General features: G+C 58.4%; 19 protein-coding genes. 6 read left to right on the top strand and 13 right to left on the bottom strand.

Annotated elements, in window-relative coordinates; all coding sequences use genetic code 11:
- The first annotated feature begins 60 nt into the window (after positions 1 to 60).
- Positions 61 to 954, top strand: coding sequence for a LysR family transcriptional regulator (locus tag ACM6IP_RS04045; protein WP_159996403.1), 894 nt, complete (start codon positions 61 to 63; stop codon positions 952 to 954).
- Positions 955 to 1317: 363 nt separating this feature from the next.
- Here the strand turns inward: ACM6IP_RS04045 and ACM6IP_RS04040 are convergent, their stop codons facing one another.
- Positions 1318 to 5007, bottom strand: a complete 3690-nt coding sequence (locus ACM6IP_RS04040; RefSeq protein ID WP_414861005.1) for a DNA-binding protein — start codon at positions 5005 to 5007, stop codon at positions 1318 to 1320.
- A gap of 378 nt (positions 5008 to 5385) precedes the next feature.
- Complete coding sequence (locus tag ACM6IP_RS04035) at positions 5386 to 6273, bottom strand: LysR substrate-binding domain-containing protein (RefSeq protein WP_414861004.1); 888 nt, start codon at positions 6271 to 6273, stop codon at positions 5386 to 5388.
- 107 nt (positions 6274 to 6380) lie between these two features.
- Here ACM6IP_RS04035 and ACM6IP_RS04030 point away from each other — a divergent pair, with 107 nt between their 5' ends.
- Entirely contained in the window at positions 6381 to 6716 is a 336-nt protein-coding gene (locus ACM6IP_RS04030; protein ID WP_414861003.1) for a carboxymuconolactone decarboxylase family protein, read from the top strand.
- Positions 6717 to 6722: 6 nt separating this feature from the next.
- Positions 6723 to 7097: a tautomerase family protein gene (locus ACM6IP_RS04025; protein ID WP_095169164.1), complete on the top strand. Its 375-nt coding sequence runs from the start codon at positions 6723 to 6725 to the stop codon at positions 7095 to 7097.
- Positions 7098 to 7250: 153 nt separating this feature from the next.
- On the opposite strand, the gene acs is transcribed toward ACM6IP_RS04025, so the two are convergent.
- From acs to ACM6IP_RS03990, 7 genes are all read right to left on the bottom strand, one after another.
- The gene (acs, locus tag ACM6IP_RS04020) at positions 7251 to 9206 is read right to left on the bottom strand and encodes an acetate--CoA ligase (protein WP_320332390.1); all 1956 of its coding nucleotides are present in this window, start codon (positions 9204 to 9206) and stop codon (positions 7251 to 7253) included.
- Positions 9207 to 9324: 118 nt separating this feature from the next.
- Complete coding sequence (locus tag ACM6IP_RS04015) at positions 9325 to 10845, bottom strand: aldehyde dehydrogenase family protein (protein WP_095168548.1); 1521 nt, start codon at positions 10843 to 10845, stop codon at positions 9325 to 9327.
- Positions 10846 to 10920: 75 nt separating this feature from the next.
- The gene (gene phnX / locus ACM6IP_RS04010; RefSeq protein WP_095168550.1) at positions 10921 to 11748 is read right to left on the bottom strand and encodes a phosphonoacetaldehyde hydrolase; all 828 of its coding nucleotides are present in this window, start codon (positions 11746 to 11748) and stop codon (positions 10921 to 10923) included.
- Between the two features lie 39 nt (positions 11749 to 11787).
- Complete coding sequence (locus tag ACM6IP_RS04005; protein ID WP_414861002.1) at positions 11788 to 13131, bottom strand: MFS transporter; 1344 nt, start codon at positions 13129 to 13131, stop codon at positions 11788 to 11790.
- A gap of 269 nt (positions 13132 to 13400) precedes the next feature.
- On the bottom strand, positions 13401 to 14567 hold the full coding sequence (locus ACM6IP_RS04000; RefSeq protein ID WP_159996391.1) for a 2-aminoethylphosphonate--pyruvate transaminase: 1167 nt from the start codon (positions 14565 to 14567) through the stop codon (positions 13401 to 13403).
- A 193-nt stretch (positions 14568 to 14760) separates the two neighbouring features.
- A complete protein-coding gene (locus tag ACM6IP_RS03995) occupies positions 14761 to 16152 on the bottom strand; it encodes an FAD-dependent oxidoreductase (RefSeq protein ID WP_414861001.1) in 1392 nt (463 codons plus the stop codon).
- 49 nt (positions 16153 to 16201) lie between these two features.
- The gene (locus tag ACM6IP_RS03990) at positions 16202 to 16552 is read right to left on the bottom strand and encodes a RidA family protein (RefSeq protein ID WP_414861000.1); all 351 of its coding nucleotides are present in this window, start codon (positions 16550 to 16552) and stop codon (positions 16202 to 16204) included.
- 145 nt (positions 16553 to 16697) lie between these two features.
- On the opposite strand from ACM6IP_RS03990, the gene ACM6IP_RS03985 reads away from it, so the two are divergent.
- Positions 16698 to 17573, top strand: a complete 876-nt coding sequence (locus ACM6IP_RS03985; protein WP_095168558.1) for a LysR substrate-binding domain-containing protein — start codon at positions 16698 to 16700, stop codon at positions 17571 to 17573.
- Between the two features lie 9 nt (positions 17574 to 17582).
- Here the strand turns inward: ACM6IP_RS03985 and ACM6IP_RS03980 are convergent, their stop codons facing one another.
- The 4 genes from ACM6IP_RS03980 to ACM6IP_RS03965 are packed head-to-tail and all read right to left on the bottom strand — an operon-like array spanning position 17583 to position 22892.
- The gene (locus ACM6IP_RS03980; protein ID WP_414860999.1) at positions 17583 to 18638 is read right to left on the bottom strand and encodes a FecCD family ABC transporter permease; all 1056 of its coding nucleotides are present in this window, start codon (positions 18636 to 18638) and stop codon (positions 17583 to 17585) included.
- Positions 18635 to 19867, bottom strand: a complete 1233-nt coding sequence (locus tag ACM6IP_RS03975; protein WP_414860998.1) for an ABC transporter substrate-binding protein — start codon at positions 19865 to 19867, stop codon at positions 18635 to 18637. Before ACM6IP_RS03975 ends, ACM6IP_RS03980 begins: the two co-directional genes overlap by 4 nt.
- Positions 19864 to 20832, bottom strand: a complete 969-nt coding sequence (locus ACM6IP_RS03970) for an ABC transporter ATP-binding protein (protein WP_414860997.1) — start codon at positions 20830 to 20832, stop codon at positions 19864 to 19866. The genes ACM6IP_RS03975 and ACM6IP_RS03970 overlap by 4 nt, the downstream gene beginning before the upstream one ends.
- A gap of 2 nt (positions 20833 to 20834) precedes the next feature.
- The gene (locus ACM6IP_RS03965) at positions 20835 to 22892 is read right to left on the bottom strand and encodes a TonB-dependent siderophore receptor (RefSeq protein WP_414860996.1); all 2058 of its coding nucleotides are present in this window, start codon (positions 22890 to 22892) and stop codon (positions 20835 to 20837) included.
- A gap of 549 nt (positions 22893 to 23441) precedes the next feature.
- On the opposite strand from ACM6IP_RS03965, the gene ACM6IP_RS03960 reads away from it, so the two are divergent.
- Both ACM6IP_RS03960 and ACM6IP_RS03955 read left to right on the top strand, forming a co-directional pair.
- Complete coding sequence (locus ACM6IP_RS03960) at positions 23442 to 23993, top strand: fimbrial protein (protein ID WP_414860995.1); 552 nt, start codon at positions 23442 to 23444, stop codon at positions 23991 to 23993.
- Between the two features lie 337 nt (positions 23994 to 24330).
- Positions 24331 to 24879, top strand: a complete 549-nt coding sequence (locus ACM6IP_RS03955; protein WP_414860994.1) for a fimbrial protein — start codon at positions 24331 to 24333, stop codon at positions 24877 to 24879.
- Positions 24880 to 24898 lie beyond the last annotated feature (19 nt).

The raw sequence follows: 24898 nt of genomic DNA, 5'->3' as shown, positions 1-24898 counted from the left end.
TCCAGCCTTTTCAAGCGGTAGATAGCATTTCTGGCAATCACCTTTGCGTAAGGGGCACAAATGGACTTCAGCGGCAAGTCGGGTGAAATGGCCGTGTTCGCCACCGTGGCGCAGGAAGGCAGCCTGTCGGCCGCTTCGCGTGCATTGGGGCTGACACCCTCGGCGGTCAGTCGGATCATCGCGCGTACCGAACAACGTCTTGGTACCCGCCTGCTGTTGCGAACCACCCGAGCGATCACCTTCACGGCAGAGGGCGAGGCGTTCCTGCGCGGCGCCCGACGGATCCTGGCCGACATGGCCGAGGTCGAAGAAGCCATCGCCGACCAGGGCGTACCAAGGGGCCGATTACGGGTCAGCGCCGCCCTTGGCCATGGGCGGCTGGCCATCGTTCCCTTGGTGGCTGCATTCAGTGCTCGCTACCCGAACATCGTCGTCGACCTCACCCTCGGCGACGAAGTCGTCGACATTCTCGGCGGCCAGGCCGACGTAGCGGTACGCTTTGGCCATCTGCCGGACAGCCCGCTGACCGCGCGCAGGATCGGCGCCACCGGCCAGGTAGTGGTGGCATCGCCCGAATATCTGCAGCGCCACGGTACCCCCCAGGAACCGGAAGATCTGCTACGGCACAACTGCCTACGCTTCAACTTCCGACGTGCAGAACCCAACTGGCCGTTCATCCGCGACGCACGTGAGTTTTCCCTGAAGGTCAGCGGCAACATCGAATGCAGCAGTGGTGAAGCGCTGGCACAACTCGCGCGAGTAGGTGCCGGCATTGCGCGTATCGGCGAATTCAGCGTGAGCGAGGATCTGCAACGCGGCGACCTGATACCGCTGCTGGAAGCCTGGAACCCAGGCGACCAGGAACCGATTCATGCGGTGTTCGTAGGTGGTTCGACAATGCCGGCGCGGGTGCGGTTGTTCGTGGATTTCTTGCTGGAACATCACCGGATGTAAGGGCTCGCGTCATCTGCTCATTCCGGGGGCTCGTGATGCTGTTCGCGTTAATCAAGTAGTGAGCAAAACATCGTTGGGCGCGCTATCAGGGGGGCTGCCTGAATGGAACAGTAGGGCGCCATTGCAATGGTGCCTCGTCTGCACGTCGTAAATGGCAGGTAATGGCCGTTTTCTGACCATTGAGAGGGGCAGAAAACGACCCAACGCTGCCGTTGACCAAAGGCAGCTATCGGCCAAAAGCAGTCATTCGGGGGCGTCTAGGGAATAAGGGGCGATTCAAAGGCACCCATGCGAGGCTCACCGCTGGGTCGGAGGTGACAGCACTAGTCATACTCGTACAGGCGTAATTCAGATAGGCCAGCCTTACTTACGCTTTCTATGTACCTCAATCATTCCCTTGCTATCGTCGCAGCTACTTACCGTATTTTCACGTTTAAGACGTCCCAATAGCTCTCGATCAGCAGGCGTATCCGGCACTTTTAGTCTACCGCGGCCCACTTCAGTCAGCTCAGGGTAATCACCGTCAAGCGCTTGCAGGATGGTGAAGAGCTGGTCACGACTGATCACCTCCAGGTGTGGTTTAAGCAGTAGTAAGATGTGCTGCGCTGAAACTTTCCCTTGCGCCATTTTCTGTACAACGTCAGGCGAGAGCTTGTGCTCGAATGCTATAGCGAATCGCGCTAGTTCGTTTAGGCCAAGGTTAGTGGCCATTTCCACATACTGGAGAGCTTGCTCGACAATTACATTTTTGATCGTCGAATCAATATCATCACTCCCCAGAAGCATCGCCAAGTCTCGCCCTATCAAAGCCGGGGTCATGTAGCTCGAAAACTCCTGCGACTCTCGGATAAATTCTTTGCGCGTCGGCCAATCGGTGGACGCAAGGTGCTCATATGATTCTGCGTCATCCGCAATGACGTTGTATTTGAGCAACTGAGCGAAGAGCTCGCCAACTTCCGCCGCAATTTTATCAGCAGCGAGATATTTGCTAAGGCTCAAGCTCGCGACCAGCTCCGCACGTAACACCGCTGACGGAAGCTGGTCCGTTGCCGCCAGGATTGACATCGCCAACGCAGTCTTCGATTCCTCGTCGGCAGTGTCGATGTCGGTGATCTCCGCCGCGGCCGTCAGCAATTTTGTTAGATGCGCATCAATCGCCCCGATAGCCACTACGTAACCGTTAACGTTGTTGAATGTTGCGGGGATACGCTTATTTTCAGCTAGCGCTGGCCACGCCCCCTCAGACACATCTGTAAGGTCTGAAACATCACACTCCACAGCAGCACGCTCGACCACATCTCCGAGACGAGACGCATCTATCGAGAGCACGTCTTCGATCACGGCAAGGAAGTGCTCTTTCGCATCTATCGTCGCGGATGTGCCTTCGACAGCCTCCAAGTACTTGCTCAAATGCCTGAGCACGTAGTCATACACCGTTTGGTCCCGATCCTGAATGACGTCGAGCGCCACGGTTTTCGCACTGTCGATAGCTATCAAGAGGTTCTGGTAAGTGATCTCATACAAATTGCGTGATACGAACGACGTACGGACATGACGGCCAAGCAGCTCAAGGCGAGGAACGGTAATACCTCCATCTCCGAAGAGCACGCCGATACGTTCAGCCTGGGCCGGCAAGGTCGCATCCGAAGTTAGCGCCGAAAATTCAGAGTGGCGCTCCGACAGGTATGACGACACCGCAGAATCAATCCGCTGCTTGGGAGGCGGCAAATTTGCGAGCGCTACATTCACAAACGCTAGGCGCAAAGAATCGTCTAGATCCGCCTGAGTCACGAGGTAGGTAAGCACTCGCGTGGACGCGATCGTGAAACGTTCGATAAGCCGTTGGCGCTCTTCCCCTGCGCTGAGGTAGGCCTGCAGAAAACTGACCTGGCGCTCCCCGAGACCAACTAGAGAGCGGATCATGATGTCGGCCGCTTTGACATCTGAGGCTAGAAGACGATCTAAGATAGCGATGTTGTAAAGCGCAGGCTCCTGCAGCGCGTTCTTGCCTCGTTCGCGGACGATGGCGTCCACGTCCTCTGGGGTAAGCAAGAAGTGCTGATCCATCAGATCTCGCTCGACATGATGAATAATGAAATTCGTGGCAGCGGTGCCAACGCGATCCCCGTGGAAGGTTGACGTGTAGAGCGTGAAGTTGCGGTTGATATATCCGGCACGGACGATCTGGTACGCCAGGCCCGACGTTAGGATGCTTTTCGCAATTGCCTCGAAGGGCTGCATGCCCTCCTCATATTGGACGAGAAATTCTGGCCGCTTGACGAGATCACCAAGATCAGCGCTTCGCAGGAATTTGATTTCATCCATCTTCTCATCGATTTGCTCGGTGAGAGCTTCACGATCCGCTTCGTTCCAGCTCTTGGCGTCCAGCGGATCCCTAAGCGCAGCCACAAGATTGTCGCGGGTGAACGTCAGGTTATGACCGTGGTAGTTGTCGTGATATTTAAGTGGCGAGTATTCGTCTGGAGAGACGAAGCTTGTCCAGAACTCCGCTTTCTTAAAGTCGTTCGGAGACTTCGCAACACCTTCAATCGAATACGTTGCATTTTGGGTCCGAAAACCAGCAGCTTCAACAGTTAGCTGCACGTACTCAAGCAGCCGCTCTCCCAACTGAGCACTACGAGTAACAGCTCCATTGATCCGTGTGACCTGCTGACGGAGCAAGCGAACATCGCCCTCGATCCGCTTGATGTTCTCAGTCACCAGTTCACGGCTTAGCTTGTAGAGCACGTCCAGGTTGCTGTGCCCGAGCCGGATCGTTTCAAAGTCAGCTAAGTGCGTACTCTTATAGAGCATCATCGCAAACAGGTCAGTCTCATTCAGTTTGAGGTCCTCTCCGTCGCCGGCGAAGATCCGGTCGCGAAAGACGATGAACTCGTTACGGACGTTCTTGAGCAGGCGCATATCCGGCACGTACTGCGTCGCTAAATCGAGTAGCTCCGGAGCTACCTGATGCTTGATCTGGCCGAGTAGCTGTAGCGCCAAGTTACGAGCGCTTCTGTGCGTAATGAAGGGGACTACCGGGATGACCAGATCGAAGAATTTCGTGCGATTAGTGCGCATAGCTTCGATCTGTGCCGGATCGTCCGTAGCGAGCACCTCTGTATTGCGTTTACGGCCTTCTATCTCCAGACCAATACGATCGAAGATGCTGTCTTTGATGGCATAAATAAATCGAATCGGTTTCTTGATCTGAGGCGAGGCGTTGAGCAGGGTGTTGAGCGCTCGAAGCGTCTCGAAAATATGAGAGTCGTTGAACCGATCGATATCCTCGAAGAGCACAACATCGCGATCTGAGACCTCAAAGAAATAGACGATCTCGTCGAGATATTGGTCAAAATACGAAACGGAGCTTTCGTTGAGCGTGACGGTTGCAGATCCCGCGGAGAGCTGCTGGATATGCAGTTTTCCATAGAATGACCAGCTTACTAGGAGGGTAGTCAGCGCACTGGCACACCAAACGACAGGATGAGCCCATACCCCGATATCCGCATACGGCGCGAATACAGAGGCAATCTTTGCCGTCCACTCCGTCAGTAGGAAAACTACAACAACGACGAACCCCAACAATATCGACGTTCCTATCGCCCGCCACCATCTGAAACGCTCGATACGTCGAAAGCGTGAACCAGGGGTTCTGCTCGGATATTCTCGATAGAGCAGCTGTTTAACAATTTCCTGTTGGATGCGGTTGGTCGGCGTGGTGGCCTGAACAGGCACTGAATCATCAAGCTGGGAAACCTCGATAGGTGCAAGCGTCGAGAGCGATAACTCTACGATGCGATTATCCAGCCGCCGAGCGACTTCCTGCATGATGCTGCTCTTACCGACCCCGTAGTTGCCGGACAAAGCTATGTTACGGACTTGATCCTTCGCGAGCGCAGCTTCTATAGCGGCGACATAGCCACCATGCTCTTCTGCCAAATACTCAGGGGTAAGCGGGACCAGCTCCCACGTGTCCCCGGTAGGTTTTTGTTCAGAACGGAAGATGCCCTGAACACAACTACGCATGCTGCGCAAAAAATGACAGAGCACATGTCCTCCTGACGAAATATCCTAATTTGTGGCAGTACCACATCAAGATCGAGCAGCAAAGTACGCAGACAGTACACGTGCCTACACAACCGTCGACCTAGCTAATATACCCCACCTGTGAGGCGCGTACTTGTGGTTGATTCGGCTCATGTTGAGAGCGTTGAGCGACGCCATTTTCCTCTAGCTATGCTTAAGTCTTCAAATCCTTGGCATCGATGGCGGTTTCTGGCCGTAATCGGCGAGGTCTGAATGACCGCTTTTGGCCGACAGCTGCCCTTCGTGGAGTGCAGCAAACGCCCCATACTCCTCCACTGGGCCCCCCCTCAGTGCTTCGTTGTTTTCCATTCGTATCGCTCGTATGAACCTTGGTACCTTCGATTATTTCGTCATCGTGAAACGAAAGATCTGTTCTTGCAGGCCGGTTTTGATCAATGCCGCCAATAGTTGGGTGGCAGGTGTCGGGTCGTCGCCACCGTTGTGCAGCACGTAGCCAAGGCTTGGCACGGGTGGCAGGCCAGGAACTACGGTGAGATGGCGCGGCAGTCCGATCCGGGTGCGGAGCGTCAGGCCCAATCCGGCGGTGACGGCCGCCCAGATTCCACCCACGCTGGGGCTGGTGAGGGCAATCCGCCAGGGTATGTGAGCAGCATCCAGCGCCAGGGTGGCAGCGCTGCGCATTACGCAAGGCGCGTCAAACATGATCAATGGCAACGGTGAGTCATCAAGGCCTGACGGCACTGGCGTATCGGGGGCTCCGATCCAGTGCATCTGGGTTTCGCCCAAGCGCGTGGCATAGGGCGACATGTGCCCCGTGTCCCAGGTCAGAGCCAGGTCCAGCTCTGCACTTTCGACCAGAGCAAGCAGCTCGGTGTTACGGGCGATCCGGACTTCGAGATTCACCCTTGGGTAAGTCCTGACGAAGCCTCGCAGGATATCGCTCAGAAAATGTTCCCCGAAGTCCTCTTGTAGCCCGAGGCGTATGGTCTCGGCGGTCTGGTTTTCGTGCAGCGTCTGGAAAATGCCGTCGTTCAGTTCCAGCAACCGGCGGGCATGGCTGAGCAGTGTTTCTCCCATGGGGGTCAAGACCAGCCCGCGACCGGATTTGGCCAGTATCGGCGTACCGACCTGTTCCTCGAGTTTCTTCAATTGAGCGCTTACGGCAGACGTAGATCGACCGAGCCGATCCGCCGCTTTGGCAAAACTGTTGTACTCCACGCCGGTAACGAAGGTGCGCAATACGTCAAGATCGAAGGTTGGACGGCGCATTCAATAGTCCACTAATTCAGGATGATTGCTGCAATTAAATCTGATATTCGGAATTGTTGCGACTTGATAGTTTTCTCCCGTCAATTGGGACATCAGGGGAAATCATCATGAGTGCATCGAAGGTCACTGGGCGGGAACAGCAGGGCAACTACCCGCAGAAGTTTGCCGAACTGACTGACAACGTATTGTTTGGCGACATGTGGACACGTCCGCAATTGAGGCCCCGCGAACGCAGTCTGGCGACGGTGGCCGCGCTGGTGGCGATGTACCGGCTTGAGCAATTGCCGTTCCATTTTCAACGTGCACTCGATAACGGTTTGAGTGTCGACGAACTGTCCGAAGTCATCACCCACCTGGCGTTTTATTCCGGTTGGCCGACGGCTGCCTCGGCACTGAACGTGCTTAGTGAGCTTCAAGCTCGTCTTCCAGAACATCAGGAGTAGCCGTTGATGCCGTTTGCACGAATTTCACTGCACCGCGGGAAGTCGGCCGAGTATCTACAGGCATTGTCTGCAGGTTTGCACGACGCCTTGGTCGAGAGCTTCGAAGTACCGAAGACAGATCGTTTCCAGGCCATTCACCAGCATGAGGTCGGCGAGCTGATATTTGATCCCCACTACCTTGGCGGGCCGCGCAGCCATGACTTTGTGCTCATCGCGATTACCGCAGGCCGTCCTCGAAGTGTCGGGACCAAACAGCGGTTTTACCGCGATCTGGTTGAAAAATTGGGGCGGGCGACGGGCCTGAACGCGGAGGATGTCATGGTGGTAATCACCACTACGGCCGGCGATGAGTGGTCGTTTGGAGGAGGGCGGGGTAACTAGCGGGGGCAATCACCAGATCTGCGAGCGAAAGGCGGTCTTTGAACTCCCCCGGAGATTGCGCCGCTTGGCCTTCGAGACCGACTGCACCGACGTCCACTACTCAGGCGATGATTTACCGAGCGAAATGGACGCCGGCTGATAGCTTGAGAAAGCCTACGCGACGTTCATGGTCTTGTGAGTATCGATCAAATGCTGCACCACACCCGGGTCGGCCAGGGTCGAGATGTCACCCAAGCCATCGTACTCAGCCGTGGCAATTTTGCGCAGGATGCGGCGCATGATTTTCCCCGAACGGGTTTTCGGCAACCCCGGCGCCCACTGGATGACATCCGGCGAGGCGATCGGACCGATCTCCTTGCGCACCCAGTTCTTCAGTTCCAGGCGCAACGCTTCGTTCGGCTCTTCGCCACCGTTGAGGGTGACGTAGACATAGATCCCCTGGCCCTTGATGTCGTGCGGCACACCGACTACGGCGGCCTCGGCGACTTTCGGGTGGGCGACCATCGCGCTCTCGATCTCGGCGGTGCCCATGCGGTGGCCGGAGACGTTGAGCACGTCATCCACCCGGCCGGTGATCCACCAGTAGCCGTCTTCGTCGCGACGAGCACCGTCGCCGGTGAAGTACATGCCGCGGAAGGTCTTGAAGTAGGTGTCGACAAAACGGTCATGGTCGCCGTACAGGGTACGGGCCTGGCCTGGCCACGAGTCGAGGATCACCAGGTTGCCTTCGGCGGCGCCCTCGATGATGTTGCCCAGGTTATCCACTAGCGCCGGCACCACGCCGAAGAACGGACGCGCCGCAGAGCCCGGCTTGAGGGCGTGAGCGCCCGGCAGCGGGCTCATCAGGGTGGCGCCGGTTTCGGTCTGCCACCAGGTGTCGACGATCGGGCAACGCGATTGTCCGACGTTCTTGTAGTACCAGTCCCAGGCTTCCGGGTTGATCGGCTCGCCCACCGAACCCAACAGGCGCAGGCTGCTGCCATCGGTGCCTTCGCAGGCGGCAGTGCCGGAGGCCATCATCGCGCGGATCGCGGTCGGCGCGGTGTAGAGGATATTGACCTTGTGCTTGTCGACGATTTTCCCCACCCGGGTGATGTCCGGGTAGTTCGGCACACCTTCGAACAGCAGGGTGGTCGCGCCATTGGCCAGCGGGCCGTAGACGATGTAGGTGTGGCCAGTGACCCAGCCGACGTCGGCGGTGCACCAGTAGATTTCGCCCGGACGGTAGTCGAACACGCGCTCATGGGTCAGCGCCGCGTACAGCAGGTAGCCGCCGGTGGTGTGCTGAACGCCCTTTGGCTTGCCGGTGGAGCCGGAGGTGTAGAGGATGAACAGCGCTTCTTCGGCGCCCATTTCTTTCGGCGCGCAGACGGTGCCCGCGACTTTCATCAGGTCTTCGTACCAGATATCGCGATGCTGGTTCCACTTGATGTCGCCACCGGTGCGCTTGCACACGATGACTTTCTGGATGCTGCTGGTTTCCGGGTTGGTCAGCGCGTCGTCGACGTTGGCCTTGAGGGAAATTTTCTTGCCGGCACGCAGGCCTTCGTCAGCGGTGATCACCACTTTCGATTTGCAGTCGATGATCCGTCCGGCCAGGGCTTCGGGCGAGAAGCCGCCGAACACCACCGAGTGAATCGCGCCGATCCGGGTGCAGGCCAGCATGGCGACCACGGCTTCGGGGATCATCGGCATATAGATAGTCACCACGTCGCCGCGGTGCACATCCTGGCCACGCAGGGCGTTGGCAAACTTGCAGACTTGTTCGTGCAGCTCGCGGTAGGTGATGTTGCGGCTCTCGGTTGGGTCATCGCCTTCCCAGATGATCGCGATCTGGTCGCCGCGCTCGGCCAGGTGACGGTCGAGGCAGTTGTAGGAAACGTTGAGGGTGCCGTCGGCGAACCACTTGATGTCGACATGGTGGTCGTCGAACGAGGTCTGCTTCACCGTGGTGAAAGGCTTGATCCAGTCGAGGCGCTTGGCTTGTTCGCGCCAGAAGCCGTCCGGGTTGACGACAGACTGCTGGTACATGGCCTTGTAGGTCGCCTCGTCAGTCAGGGTATTGGCCAGAGCCTCGGGACGAACGGGATACAGAGAAGCCGCACTCATCTTGCTTTACCTCGGTGAAATAGTTGTCTCAACGGCAAGGCTCGCGCCTACAGGTACGACGTAATCCTGTAGGGGCGGAGCCATGCTCGTGATCGCCGTTACTCGGTCTCGTAGAAGATCAGAAGAAGCCCAGCGGGTTGATGTCGTAGCTCACCAGCAGGTTTTTGGTCTGTTGGTAGTGATCGAGCATCATCTTGTGGGTTTCACGGCCGACACCGGACTTCTTGTAGCCACCGAACGCGGCGTGTGCCGGGTACAGGTGGTAGCAGTTGGTCCAGACGCGACCGGCCTTGATCGCCCGGCCCATGCGGTAGGCGCGGTTGATGTCGCGGGTCCAGAGACCGGCACCGAGGCCGAACTCGGTGTCGTTGGCAATGGCCAGGGCTTCGGCTTCGTCCTTGAAGGTGGTGATGCTCACCACTGGGCCGAAGATTTCTTCCTGGAACACGCGCATTTTGTTGGTGCCCTTGAGCAGGGTCGGCTGGATGTAATAGCCGGTCGCCAGGTTGCCCTCGAGTTTTTCCACCTTGCCACCGGTCAGCAGCTCGGCGCCTTCGCCCTTGGCGATTTCCAGGTAGGAGAGAATTTTGTCGAATTGCTGCTCGGACGCCTGGGCGCCGACCATGGTGTCGGTGTCGAGCGGGTCGCCGCGCTTGATTTGCAGGACCTTCTTCATCACGACTTTCATGAAATCGTCGTAGATCGACTCTTGCACCAGGGCGCGAGACGGGCAGGTGCAGACTTCACCCTGGTTGAAGAACGCCAGCACCAGGCCTTCGGCGGCTTTTTCGATGAACGATTCTTCGGCTTGCATGATGTCGGCGAAGAAGATGTTCGGCGACTTGCCGCCCAGTTCCACGGTCGACGGAATGATGTTTTCGGCGGCGCATTTCATGATGTGCGAGCCGACCGGGGTCGAGCCGGTGAAGGCGATCTTGGCGATGCGCTTGCTGGTGGCCAGGGCTTCGCCGGCTTCTTTGCCGAACCCTTGCACCACGTTCAACACGCCCGGTGGCAGCAGGTCGCCGATCAGTTCCAGCAGCACGCTGATGCCCAGCGGCGTTTGTTCGGCCGGCTTGAGCACCACGCAGTTACCGGCAGCCAGGGCCGGCGCGAGTTTCCAGGCGGCCATCAGGATCGGGAAGTTCCACGGGATGATCTGGCCGACCACGCCCAGCGGTTCGTGGAAGTGATAGGCGGCGGTGTGTTCGTTGATTTCCGCAGAGCTGCCTTCCTGCGCGCGGATGCAGCCGGCGTAGTAGCGGAAGTGATCAGCCGCCAGCGGGATGTCGGCGTTCAGGGTTTCGCGCACGGCCTTGCCGTTGTCCCAGGATTCGGTGATTGCCAGGACTTCGAGGTTCTGCTCGATGCGATCGGCGATTTTCAACAGCACCAGGGAGCGGTCCTGGACCGAGGTCTTGCCCCAGGCATCGGCCGCGGCGTGGGCCGCGTCCAGGGCTTTTTCGATGTCTTCGGCCGTGGAGCGGGGGAATTCGGCAATCGGTTGGCCGTTGACCGGCGAGGTGTTGGTGAAGTACTGGCCTTTGACAGGCGCGACGAACTCGCCGCCGATGTAGTTACCGTAGCGGGACTTGAAGGAAACGATGGCATCGGGAGTGCCGGGATGGGCGTATTTCATGGTGGCGTTCTCTTGTTGTTGTGGGATGTGACCGTCCTTTGGACGGCCACTGTCAATTGCACAAGCCCAACAGGCTCAGGAGCCCTGCGGGGTTTCTCCACGTGCCAGGCGGGCATTGATGTTTTCGATGACCTCTGGCAAATCAACGATGGTGTCGATCAGATAGTGCGGGCGAGAGCCTTCGAACATCTTGATGATGCGCGCGCGTTCCTCGGCCAGCTCCTCCAGGGATAAATCCTTGAACTCTTCATAGGACAGGCCCAATGCGTTGCCAGAGCAGGTCAATGCCACCGTCCACATTCCAGCGCTACGGCCTTCGAGAATCCCCGGCCAGGTGTCGTCGACCTTGACGCAGGCCGCGACATCACTGATGCCCAGCGCAATCACGTTAGCCAACGCTTGCGCGGGGTGTGGACGACCATTGGGCACTTCGTCGGTCGCCACTACATGGTCGGTGACGTAGCCGTTCTTGCGAGCCAGCTCCACGACTTTTTCCATGACCACGGCCGGGTAGCCTGAGCAAGAACCGATTTTCAGTCCCTTGTCGCGCAAGCCATTGATGGTATTGAGCGCACCGGGAATCAGCGCCGAATGCAGGGCGATCTTTTCGATCTGCAAAGGCATGAAGCGCTCGTAGAGGGCAGTGACATCATCGTCGGTGGGCAATCGGCCGAAGGCGAGACGGTAGCGTTCGGCGATCTGCGGTTCGTTGCACAGCGTGCGGATGTGATCCCATTTGCCCATGCCCATAGGCCCGCGAGCTTCTGCCAGGGAGACTGCAACGCCGAACTCGGCAAAGGCTTCGACGAATATCTGAGTCGGTGCGAAAGAACCGAAATCAACGACAGTGCCGGCCCAGTCCAGTACCACGCCCTGCAGTTGGGAAGGTTGTTGGTAATGCATGGTGATTGCTCCAATGAATGGTGAGTGATTAATTCGAATTCAGGGGGTTGTGCCAACGATGACCGTTTGCATTGGAGCCGAGGCCAGCACCGTGCTTTCCACGGTTTTCGGGCGGCTGTTCCAGAATGGAATCAACATCAGGCTGGCCAGTAGCGCCGCGACGGTGAACACCAGGAAGATGGTGGTGGTGTCGAAGTAACCGGGTAACAGGCCGCCGAGGACCGCGCCTATCGAACCGCAACCGTTGACGAAGCCTGCGGCGGAGGCCGCTCCGTCCTTACTGCCGAAATCAATGGCCGCCGAGCCGCTCATCATCGAGTCCGGCCCGTAAAGCGTCAGGCCCATCATGAACAGCAGGCCAACCACCATGTAAAGACTGCCGCTCTGCATGGCAGGGACGAACAGCGCGAGGCAAATGGTCAGGAGCACCAGGCTAAGAACACAGGCCGGCATCCGCCGAGCGCCAAAGTATTTGTCTGAGGCGATACCAATCAGGATCGGGCCTGCCAGGCCTGCCAATTCAAAAGCCGTCGGCACGATGGCGGATGCCACTTTGCCAATCTCTGGCATCCGCTCGTAGATAATCACCGGCCCCCAGAGCAGGATCGCGTAGCGCGCTGGCTTGAGCATGAAATAGGCCAGGCCGAGCACCAGTACGGTTCGATTTTTCATCACCGTGCGCAAACCAGCCCACATGCTTTCGCGCGGCACTGCGACCTTGCTGACGGGTTCGATCTCGATCTCTACAGGCGGCAGCCCGACATCTTCTGGCTGGTTGCGTTGCAGGAAAAAGAACAGTACCGCTACCACCAGCACCACCACGGCGCTGCTGATGAACGCGATGCGCCAGTCATGGTAAGCGTTGTAGGCCCACCAACCGGCAAACGGTGTGGCAACCAGTCCGCCGAAGGCGTAGCAGGTGCTCCAGTAACCCAGTACGCGGCCACGTTCGCCAGTGCTGAAGAAGCTCCCAACGTTCTTGCACAGCCCCGACCAACCCGTGGACTGAGCCAGGCCTTGGATCAGCATGCAGGAGGCGAAGATCGGTAGCGTGGCGTAGGTGCCCATCAGTAGCGCCGCCAGCGCCGAAATCACCAGTCCGCTGAGGACCACGACCCTGGGACCGAAGCGGTCAGAGAAGTTGCCCCACAGAAACTGGCCGACTGCATACGCGATCAGGTAGAGGGCATCGAGGTTGGCCATCATGCTCTTTTCGAGCATGAAGTCCGGATCTTCGCCAATCCCCAGCTTGGCCACGGAAAAAGCCTTGCGGGTAAAGTAGAAGGCCGCATAGGCCACCCAGGTGATAAGGAAAATTTGCACGCGCCAGCGCTGGAGCGATTTCCAGCCGGTTGCGAGAGGGTTTGTAGCGTTCTTGTTCATGGTGTTCTGATCCCGTATGTGGTGCCAGACAGCGCAAAGTAATGGGTTTTGTTTTTATTTTCGGTACAGAAAATCTCTCCACGCACACGGCATCGATCAGATGGCAGTGAGGTGGCATCAGGCTTTCGGTATTAAATTGACGCGGTCGCTGACTCCTGCTCGGCTGTGGCTAGCGGTAAGTCACCGAATCCATGGTTAAAAAAGACCCCTGTCCACAAGTGCTACCCATTGCACCAGTGCGTGAATCGACAAGGACCTTTGAAGGGCCGTCAGGCCGCCGGCTGTTGCATGTCGACGTTCATCGCCACGAGACTGTCGGCGATGGCGCGCAGCAACTGATGGACGATGTATTCGTCGATCTGGCCGATACAGCCGATACGGAAACTCTCGGCTACGGTCAGCTTGCCGGGATAGATGATGAACTGACGGGCTTTGAGCTCATCGTAGAACCGCTTGAACTCAAAGTTGGGATGTTGCGGGCTGAAGAACGTGGTGATGATTGGCGACAGCCAACGGTCTTCAAGCAACGTCCTGAAGCCCAGCTCGCGCATGCCTTTGACCAGCACATCGCGATTGCGCGTGTAGCGCGCCAGACGGCCATGCACACCGCCTTCGGCAGTGTGTTGCTCCAAGGCTTTATGGAACGCTACGACGCTGTGGGTCGGCGGCGTAAAGCGCCATTGGCCCGTGCGCTCCATGTAGACCCACTGCTCATACAGATCGAGGCTCAGGGAGTTGGCGCGGCCTTTGGCGGCCTCCAGCACGGAGCGACGGATGATGACGAAACCGAAGCCGGGAATACCCTCGATGCATTTGTTGGCGGAGGACACCACCACGTCGAAAGCAATCTCATTGATGGTCAACGGCACGGCTCCGAAGGAGCTCATCGCATCGATGATCAGGCTCTTGCCATGCGCCTTCACCACATCGGCGATTTCGCGCAGCGGATTGAGAATGCCGGAGCTGGTTTCGCAATGGACCAGGAAGACGTTGGTGATGTCGGGATTGTCCCTGAGCAGGGCGTCCACCTCCTCAGGCTGCGGTGGCAGATAATCGCCTTTGTCCAAGGTAATGAACGCGCGGCCGAGGTACTCCAAGGTCTTGGTGGCGCGCTGGCCGTAGGCGCCATTCATCAGCACCAGTGCTTTACCGTCACGCGGGATGGCCGTGGCCAAAGCTGCCTCCACCGAGTAGCTACCGCTGCCTTGCAACGGCACACAGGCGAAGCTGTCGTCCTGGACACCGGCCATGCTGAGCAAGTTCTGGCGAACTTCGGCAGTGACTTGGTTGAAGGTAACGTCCCATGAACCCCAGTCGCGCAGCATGGCTTCCTTGGTCGCTTTGGACGTGGTCAAGGGGCCCGGGGTCAGCAGGTAGGGTTCACCCAAGGCTGGAGTAGCCAGCGCCTGTGTGGTCGGAAATTCAGCTTTGGTCATGATCTTCTCCGGCGGTTTTGTTTTTGTGGGGGAGTGATGCATGGCGTGATCAAAACATCTGCGGAAAAATAACTGAAATCGATTTATCACATGTCACAAACAAGCTGAGCTTATAAGTCGAAATCATTCGTCTACCCTCCAGATCAGACCCTGGGTTGCTGTTCAAGTGAGCGGTCGCTGTGTGAGCGCGGCGTTAGCCCTTGTCTGACTTGCCGGCGGCGGCGGCGAATTTCGCCAGGCGCACATCCAGTCGACGAGGGTGCAGGTTGTGGTCCTCGGCGTGCTCCTTGCGCCGAATGGCATTGCGCACCATCAGCGAACCCAGGTAGCGGATCGGCTCCGGTGGGAAATGGCCGAGCGGACCTTGCACCAGCGGCGAGCGTGTCCAGGGGTTGTCCTGCCCCAACACCAGCGATGAGAGGATCTGTCCACCCATGTGACAAGGGCCGACGCCGCTGCCGGAATAGCCGAAGCCATAAAAGATGTTGCCGCCTGCGCCCATCCGGCCGAAGAACGGTAGCCCGGTGACGGAGCGATCGGACGGGCCATTCCAGGTGGCGGCGATGCCGACATCGGCAAAGTCGGGGAAGAACTCGGCAAGGGTGTTGCGCAACAATCCTTTGTAGGGCGATGGCTGGTCGAATACCGGCAACATGCGCCCGCCGTAGGCGAAGGTATTGCCGCCTTTGCCGAGCATGATCCGACCGTCCGGGGTGTTGTGGTAGTAGTGCACGAAGATGCGTGAGTCGAGCACGGTGACCCCGCTGGTCAGGCCGATCCGCTTGAGCAGGTCGGGTCGAGGCTCGGTAATGATCATGTCGCTGGAGACGATGGCAACCGAACGCGAGAACTGAGCAAAGGCACGCGCCATCCAGGCGTTCATCGCCAACACGACCCGGTCGCAGGTGACGTTGCCGTTCGGGGTGTTTACGGTGGCAGGCAGTCCCTCTTGCAAATGGGTCATCGGTGAGCCTTCGTAGATACGCACACCCAATTGCAGTGCGACTCGACGCAGACCGCGCACCAGCTTGCCCGGCTGCACACTGGCTGCCGCAGGCGAGAACCAGCCTTCAATGTGCCGGGTCGAGCCCGCCATGCGCTGCACGTCAGCTAGCGCGTACTTGGAGAAGGAGTTAATGCCATTGCGCTCCAGCGCGGCGATCACGCTGTCGGTCGAGCCGACCTGGGCACGGTTGGTTGCCGTGTAAAGCGTGCCATCGAGACGGTAATCGGCATCAACCGCGTACTTCTCGCAAAAGCTGCCGATGGCGTAGATGCTTTGCTCCGATTCCTTGACCAGGCGTATTGCCTCGTTGACGCCAAACAACCGCTCCAGGGTGAAGTACTTGGCCGACCAGGACAGCGCGCAGCCGCCGTTGCGTCCACTGGCGCCGGCACCACAGATGTCGGCTTCGACGATGACCACGTCCAGCTCGGGGTTCTGTTCCTTGAGCATGATGGCAGTCCACAAACCGGTGTAACCGCCACCGACGATGCAGACATCGGCGCGGGTGTCCTGCCGCAGCGGCGGGCAGGGCGAGTCGGGTTGGGTTTTCAGGGCCTGATCGAGCCAGTAGGGGCGCATGACGTCATCTCCGTTGCAGCGGTTTTGGGGGCAGGGCTTGAGCAGGCAATCAGGCGCATGCAGCGACCACGATCATTTCCACGCGCCAACCGGGGTCGATCAGATCGGCCAGGGTGCACGCTCGCGTTGGGGCATGGCCTTCGGGAAAGAACTGGTCCCAGACCCTGTTGAGCCCTGCGTAGTCGTCGCGATGGGCGAGCAGGATACGTACCGAAAGCACCTGCTTGCGGCTGCTGCCGGCACTCAGTAGGAGCTGCTCGATACCGGCGAGCACCTCGTGGGTCTGGGCCTCGATGTCGCCGCTGAGGTTGCTGGCGACCTGGCCACCGATATAGAGGTGGTTGTCATAGCGGACCATGTCCGAACGGCGTTTTATCGCGGCGAAACGTTCGATTTCCATACAGTACTTCCGGGCTGATACGAGGGCGGCAGTGTTCGAACACTGGTCTGGGGCTTGCGAAAACCATGCTTGCAGTTCATCGTCTATAAATAAAATCGATTTAGCGTATGCATGAATAAGTTGAACCTATGCCAAGGCTGCCGCGATGACCATTTCCCATACCCAACTCAAGGCGTTCCACGCGGTTGCCGTCAACGGCAGTTTCACCCGCGCGGCCGAGCAGCTCTGCCTGTCTCAACCGGCGGTGTCCGACCAGGTACGCAAGCTCGAGGACTATTACGGGGTGATGGTGTTCTACCGCGACAAGCGCCAGGTGCGCCTGACTGAAGTGGGCGAGCGGTTGTTCGGCCTGACCCGGCGCTTGTTTGATATCAGTGTCGATGCCCACGACATGCTGATGGACTACCGCACCCTGTCCACGGGATCCCTGAACCTCGCCGTGGATGCGCCGGTGCATGTGCTGCCCTATGTCGCACGCTTTTGCAGGCGTTACCCCGGTATCGATGTGAAGATTGAAACCGCCAACACCGATGAGGTGCTGCAACGCTTATTCGCTCATCAGGCCGACATCGCCCTGCTGGGTCGCACTATCGAGGACGACCGACTGCTGTCGCTGCCCTTGCGCAGCGATCCGATGCTGGCGTTCGTCGCGCTTGATCATCCCTGGGCGCAACGCGAATCCATCAGCCTTGGCGACCTGCACGACACGCCGCTAGTGCTGCGCGAAAAAGGCTCGATGACGCGTCTGTGCCTGGAGGAAGAAATGGCCACCGCGGGCTTGCGCATCCGCAAGGCGATCGAAGTGGATGGGCGCGAAGCCGCACGTGAAGCGGTGGCGATTGGCATGGGTGTCGGTGTTGTCTCGGCGACCGAGCTGGGCTCTGATTCACGGCTTCGCGGGTTGCCCATCGTCGATTGTCAGCGGCGCTTCACCGAGACGCTGGTGTGCCTGCGCGCGCAGAGTTCGCGGCGTATCCTGACGACGTTTTTTAACGTGGTTCGAGAGGGGCTGGCTGAGTGAGGTGGGGGATCATGGCCTGGCGTGTGGACGCAGCAATACGTAGAGCGCGATGGGTGCCCCCACCAGGCCGATCACGGCATTGAGGTGCAACACGTGTCGGCTCCACGGCAGATGAGTGACCAGATCGGCCGCCAGCCCAAGTGAGGAACCCAGGAGCACGGCCGCAGGCATCAGCAGTCGGTGATCTGCGCTGGATATGACCCCTCGGGCGACTTGCGCTGCGACCAGGCCAAGAAAAGCCACCGGTCCGCAATAGGCGGTGACCAGCCCGCAGAGCCATGCCGCGATGAACAGGGCGATCCGGCGAATGCGTTTTACCGGCATGCCCATTGACGCTGCATAACGGTCGCCAAGGAGCAGCGCGTTAAGAGGCTTGGACAGTGCCCATAGGGCGGCAAAGCCAAGCAGGACTCCGGGTATCAGCAAGCGCAACTGCGCGCCAGTCGCGCCAGCGAAACTTGCGTCATCCCACGCCTTGAAAGCCCGCGCCTGGTTCTCATCGACAAAGTGCATCAACACACTGATCAAGCCCACGGCCATGTAACCCAGCATCAGCCCGCTGATCAGCAGGGTGATGGTGTTGACCCGCCCGGAAATAAACGCCAGCAGGCTCAACAGCAAGGTCGATCCTGCAACGGAGGCAAGCGCCAGTCCGACATCGCCTGCCAAGCCGAACTGGCTCAACCAGGCGTTACCTGCCACCCCGGAGAATGTCACCAGTACGGCGGCGCCCAACCGCGCGCTGTGGACGATGCCGAGGACATACGGGTCTGCCAGGGGGTTGCGAAACAGCGTCTGCAGCAACAATCCTGCTGCCCCCAGCGCTCCTCCGCTGACCAGCGCATTCAAGGCGCGAGGCAGACGAAACTGAAAAAGGATGTTGTGCCAGACAGTCTCGATCGAACCGCCCGCCAGTGCGCCAAGCATCGCTGTGACCGGGATGTCTACAGCGCCGATGGTCAATTCAGCGATCAGCAAGGTCAGGGTCAAGAGCGCCAACAACACGTAGCGACACCCAACGGGCAGGTAAGTAAATGAAGGGGCGTGTTTGATGATCATGGTCATGGCAACTTGCGAACAAATACGTTGGAGGGGAGGGCGGAAGGCGACAGTTGTGGGTGCAGCACTTGGACCAGTTCGGCCAACAACACGTGCGGCCGGGTCATGCTCTGGTCCTGATAGGGCGAAGCCCAGGCACCTGTGTAGCCTTGGTCGAAGGCATATACCCGGCCCTCACGCGCTGCACGAAACCAGCGACTGTGCGGGCTGGTTGCGAGCATCTGCGGCAGCGAGGCGTACCCAGGCTTGGCACCCAGCCAGAAGGGGGCCGCGGCGCCTTTCTCGTAGAGGTGTTCGAAACTTACCTGCACCAGGCTGCCACGCTCCCGGGACTCCTCAAGCACGTATTGCCCACCCGCATCGGCAATCAATCGGGCCCGCTGATTGAGGCCGCCAAATACCTCGAAACTGCCACGACCAGAGGGGAAGCCCGCCATGACCAGAGGACGCTGCTGCACATCGTTGGTCAATGCGGACCAACGCAGATAGTCGCGTTCAATCGCAGCGAATTGGCGATTGGCTTGAGCTTCGCGGTTCACCAGTAACGCCAGGAACTTCAACCATTCAGCCCGGCCAAGAGGGTGGCTTTCAAGATGATCGGCCTGAGGCAGGGCCAGCACGCCGACTTGCTGCAACTGCGGATGAATATTGAATTGCGGGTAGGCGGAGAAGAAGCTCAGATAGACATCCGGCTGGGCCGCCATGATCGGTTCGATATTTGAGTGGGCATTGCCCCACAGCTCGTGGATGTGGCCGCTTGCAACTCGTTTGCGCACTGATTCCACGGTAGGCGCGCGGACATTCTCGATGCCCACCAGCCGGTCAACGATACCTAGCTCATCCGCCGCCCCCAACATTGCCGAGTTGCCGGTTGCCAGGCGCTGAATCGGTACCTGGACCACCAGTGTTGCAGGCGAATGCGCAGGTGTCGGCGTACCACACTGGACTAAAACAATCTCGAGGGGCTCTCCCGCATTGACGCTGGAGCGAAATCGCAGGCGTTTGAAATTCAGTCCGTATTCAACGGACAACTGATCTGACCAGCTAAAACGGGCGCGCTGCGGAAAGTAGTCGACACCGGCATGATAGTCAGCAACGCATGCCTCCAGTTGGTTGTGTTCGGGCTGCATACCGACGTTATGCGCAGGCTGAACGCGAGCCAGCGAAGCTTGGCGCGCATCGCATCCTGGCACACAAATCAACAGTAAAAGCACCGCCCACAGATGCCAACTCATGGCAATGCCTCCAGCGCCACAACCAGTTGCCCGAGACTGCTGAAGCGCTGAGTTCGCTCACCGTCACGCAGACGAAAATCCATCGGCTCTGCGCTGATATGCAGCGCGGCGTGCCCGGCCTCCTGATAGCCGATCCGGTGCAAGGCGCGTTGCGTCCACACGCGTGTGATCCCAGATGCTTGCAAGCGCACGGGACGCCCCGGCCTGGCTGCAAGGCCCCACTCGCCACGTTCCAGGTCAAAGTGCAAGCCACTGCTGGAGAAGGTTTGCCCAAGCCGTCCATCAAGCACCAGATCCTCCGGGGCGCCACACTGCAATTGGCGCGACTGATCGATCAGCCACAGCAGATCGGCGCAGCGCAGGGCAAGCTCAAGGTCATGGCACGACAGAAGAATGGCCAGATCCCGCTCTCGTGCCAGCTGCTGCAGCAGCCGCAAGGTTTCAATACGCCGCGGCAGGTCCAGGAAGGCGGTGATCTCATCCAGGATCAGCACCTTGGGCTGTTGTGCCAAGGCGCGTGCCAACAGGACTTTCTGGCGCTCGCCGTCGGACATGTTTGCCACCGCCTTGGCTGCCAGACCCCCAGCGCCTGCGTGTTCGAGTGCCTGGGTGACGATGTGCCGATCGTGTTCGTTGAGTCTTCCAGCCCAGCCGACATGCGGGTAGCGTCCGAGCGCGGCCAGTTCAAAGCCGCTAAGTGCGCCCGGATCGACCCGATCGGTCAACACCACGGCCATGCGTTTGGCACGTTCTGCCGGGGCGAGGGAATCAAGCGGCTGCCCATCCAATTCGATGCGCCCTGAGACAGCCCGCTGCATGGCGCTCAATGTGCGGATCAGCGTCGACTTGCCGGCGCCATTCGCGCCCAGCAGACACACCAGGCGCCCTTTGGGTAAATGCAGGTCGAGGGGACCGAGTACGGCTTGTCGGCGGTATCCGACTTCTAGTGCGTAGCTACGCAGCATGCTTAAAACGCCGCGCCAAGGGTAACCATCGCAGTACGCGGAGCCCCCGGATACATCGGCACGAAACTGCCGCCTGAATCGTAGTAACGCTTGTCAAACAGGTTCTGCACATTCAGTTGTACGCGGTAGCGCAGTGCCTGGCCGAAGCGATACGTTACGTTGCTATCCCAGCGGGTATAGGAGGGCAGGGTAAAGGTATTGCTGTTGTTCGCCTGCCGTTCACCCACGTAATTGGCACCCATGCCGATGCTCAACCCCGAAACACCAGGCAAATCGTAGGTGCTCCATAGACTGGCGTTGCGTTGCGGTGCGTTGGCCAGGCGATTGCCTTGCATGCCACCGTCGCTGTCTTTGCTGATGGTGGTATCAAGCTGGGTATAGCTGGCAAGCAGGCGCCAGCGATCAGTGACCACGAACGGCAAGTCAAGCTCCCAGCCTTTGCTGCGTTGCTCGCCCACTTGAATGCTGTAGGTGAACGTAGGGTCGTTCGGGTCGGCGACCAGGCCATCACGACGGCGAATATCGAAAACCGCCAAGGTCGGGGTGAAGCGTCCATTGAGCAGGCTGAGCTTGGTACCCACTTCGAACTGCTCGCCTTTCACCGGTTTGGCGAGTTGACCGCCTTCAAGGATCCCGTTGTTCAATTCGGTGCGCATTGAACGCGACCAGCTGGCATAGAGTGATAAGGCTTCGACCGGCGTCCAGGTGAGACCCACGCGGGGGGAAAAGGCGTTGAAGGTTGCGGTTGATGGCTCACTCAGTCCGTAGTAGTCGTCGATGGCCGAGGCGTCGATTTGATCGAAGCGGCCCCCCAGCAGCAGGCGCCATTGGTCTCTGCTACCAAAGCTCAGTTCGTCCTGGGTGTACAGCGCCCAGGAGTCGTTGATGAAGCGCCCTTCGCCTGTCGGGCTCAGGGGGGAGGGAGGAGTGCCATATACCGGATTATTGAAATCGATCGTGCTGCTGGTACCGGCCGCGGAATCGTAATCCCACCAGTCCCGGCTGTACTCGGCACCGAACAGTAGTCGGTGATTGATCGGGCCAGTGCGAAAGCTGCGACTGATTTCTGCCAGCGCGGTCGCGTCTATCTGGCGATCATGATTGAGCTGCGGCCGCCGGCTGACGGTGGGATTGTCCTCGCTGCCGCCGATTCCGCCATTGACAAAGCCGTAGGCGTACCACGAGGTTTGCAAACGCGAATCCGAGGCTTGAATGGCCGCATGCAGATCCCAGTCATCCGTCAAAGCGTGGTCCAGGGTTACCGAGGCTAGCTTGCTGATGGCGCTGTTGCGGGTGTCAGGTTCTGCGAAGTTGCGCTTGATTGGCGCATCCAGATAACGAGGGTTGTTACCGAATCCGCGGTCCATGTCGGCGACCTTGCGCGCGTATTCAAACTCGAAGGTCAGTGAGGTCTGCGGGGCCAGCTGCCACGTCAACACGGGCGAGAAGAATTTGCTCTCATTGTTGACGAAGTCACGGAAGCTGCCGTTGTCCTGCCAGGCAGCGGTCAAGCGATAGTCAAGTGTTTCGCCCAGGGGGCCGGTGCTGTCGAGTGTGGTGCGGTAGAAGTCGTAGCGGCCGGCGCTCACATCGACCTGAGTGCGCTGCTCGTGTTGGGGTTTCTTGGTCACCAGATTGACCACGCCACCAGGTTCAAAACGTCCGTACAGGGCAGACGCCGGCCCCTTCAATACTTCTATCTGTTCGATGTTAACCAGTTCGTCGACGCTGGCGAAGCTGCTACGGCGAATGCCGTTCTTCAGATTGCTTTCCGTGGCAAAACCACGCAGTCGGAATCGATCATTCAGAGCGCCAAAACCCACTTGGTTGGTAACTCCCGGCACGGTCCGAATCGCCTCACCCAAGGTCGTGACTCCCCGATCTTCAATCAGTTCGCGGGTAACCGTCTGAATGGAGAAAGGCGTTTCCTTGGTTGGGGTAGGGCTCTTGTTTGCCGTCGGCGCTATGGTCGAGCGGTACCCTTGTTCACGGGTACCGAAAACTTCCGTCGCGCCCAGCTCGAGAGTCGAATCATCTGCGCTCCCTGGCGGGGAAAACATGCACGCGATCCCAGCCAGAAAGAGGTGTTTAGAGGAGGATTTTTTTGTCATTGAGAGACCGGAGGTGCGTGGGTAGGCTGAAAGTTTACGCGTCGACACATTGTTATAACATAACAATTGATGAGTTTTTCAGCAATCAAGGAATACCCCGGGTGGCGACAGCGCTGTCGGCCCACTGCGCGGATCGGCTGCCACGGACCGGGCCACCGACGTCGATCAGTCGCGAATGCTTGAGCTGTATTTGGCGGGTGTTCTGGTGGTCCGCTCAGACACCGTTCGTGAGAATGTGTATGCCTTGGACAGTGGACAAACTGTAGTCGGTCTCCATGTTGGGCTGGGTAAGTAGAGCTCAATTAATACGCTGTTAGAGGAAACACTCGTTCGGTTTAACGCATCTACGGTTGATTTAAGAATCGTCTCAATGACGGGTTAGGGGGTGATTGATTTCATGGGAGGTTGATTAGTTCCTGGGGCTGCTTGAAGGCAAGTATTGTGCACTGGCAGTTCCGGTAGCGGTCGATAAATCCCACACTCGTTGGAGTATCAACTATGCAACGTAAATCCCTCGCCCTCGCTGCATTGGTTTGCGCCACTGGCGCTCAATTTGCAAACGCCAGCGACGGTACCATCAACTTCAATGGCGAGTTGATGAACCAGTCCTGCACCATCTCTGTGAATGGTGTGGTTTCGCCAACCGTTGCGACTGTCACCCTGCCTACTATTTCTACCAGCCAGTTAACCGTTGCCGGGCAGACCAGCTATCACACCAATTTTAATATTCAGTTGCACAAGTGCGTGAGCGTAAGCGGTAGAACCTTTACCGCAGCCGCGTTCTTTGAAGCGGGCAGCACTGTTGACCCACTCAGTGGCAACCTGAAGAACGTCTCGGGCACCGCCGGCAACGTGCAATTGCAACTGGTTGACCCAGTGACTGGCACTCCCATCAAGGCGGGTAGCACCACCCAACGTGCTCAGACCACTCGCAATACTATTGTCGGTGATGCGGCCGATATGGCTTACGCTGTGCGCTACTACGCCACTGGCGCTACGACTGCAGGCACAGTCGTCGGCTCTGTGACCTTCTCGGTCGACTACCTGTAAGTCAGTCCCCTCTTGTGCACGCTCGGTCCGTCGGACCGGGGTGCACAACCGCCGAAGTCATCCGACCGGCTGTTTCAGCCTGGGCATGTTGGGGCAGGTTGTTTTAGGAATCGTCTCATGGAATATCTTATTTTCTTAGAGGTATTAAGTGACGCTGGCTTGATGTTATTTAATAAATAACGACTGCGCAGAATTTTAAGAATCGTCTCAAAGGAAAGTTCCGGGTGATACGTTTTAATGGCTTATCGGTTCGTTGCAACATGTGTTGTCAGGGCACGCAGTGTGTCCGTTCAGACCGGTAGCAGTCGATAAAACTAAAACTTTTGGAGCGTCAACTATGAAACGTAAAGCCCTCGCCCTCGCTGCACTGGTTTCCGCTACTGGCGCTCAATTTGCCAATGCCAGCGACGGTACCATCAACTTCAATGGCCAGTTGACCGACCAGACCTGTACGGTCTCCGTGAATGGCGTGGTCACGCCGACTGTTGCCACCGTCACCCTGCCAACGGTTTCCACCGGCACATTGACCGTCGCAGGGGAAACCGCCGGCAGCACGGCCTTTAACATTCGCCTGAGTAACTGTGTCGGCGCCGCGAATGCCGTGGCGGCCTTCTTTGAATCGGGCAGCGGTGTTGATCCATTTAGTGGCCACCTGAATAACATTGCGGGCGTCGGCTCGGCCACCAACGTTCAGTTGCAACTGGTTGACTCCCTTTCTAACAACGTGATCTCGGCTGGTAACTCCAACCAAATTTTCTCGAACGCCTTGACTGCTCTTGTCAACGGCGAAGCCGACATGCCTTACGCCGTACGCTACTACGCCACTGGCGCAACTACTGCAGGTACTGTAGTGGGCTCCGTGACCTACTCGATCAACTACCAGTAAGTCTGTCTCCCCTTGCACG

The organism is Pseudomonas sp. IT-P176 (assembly GCF_949767245.1).
Lineage (GTDB): Bacteria > Pseudomonadota > Gammaproteobacteria > Pseudomonadales > Pseudomonadaceae > Aquipseudomonas.
This window is presented reverse-complemented; position numbering and strand designations above follow the sequence as displayed.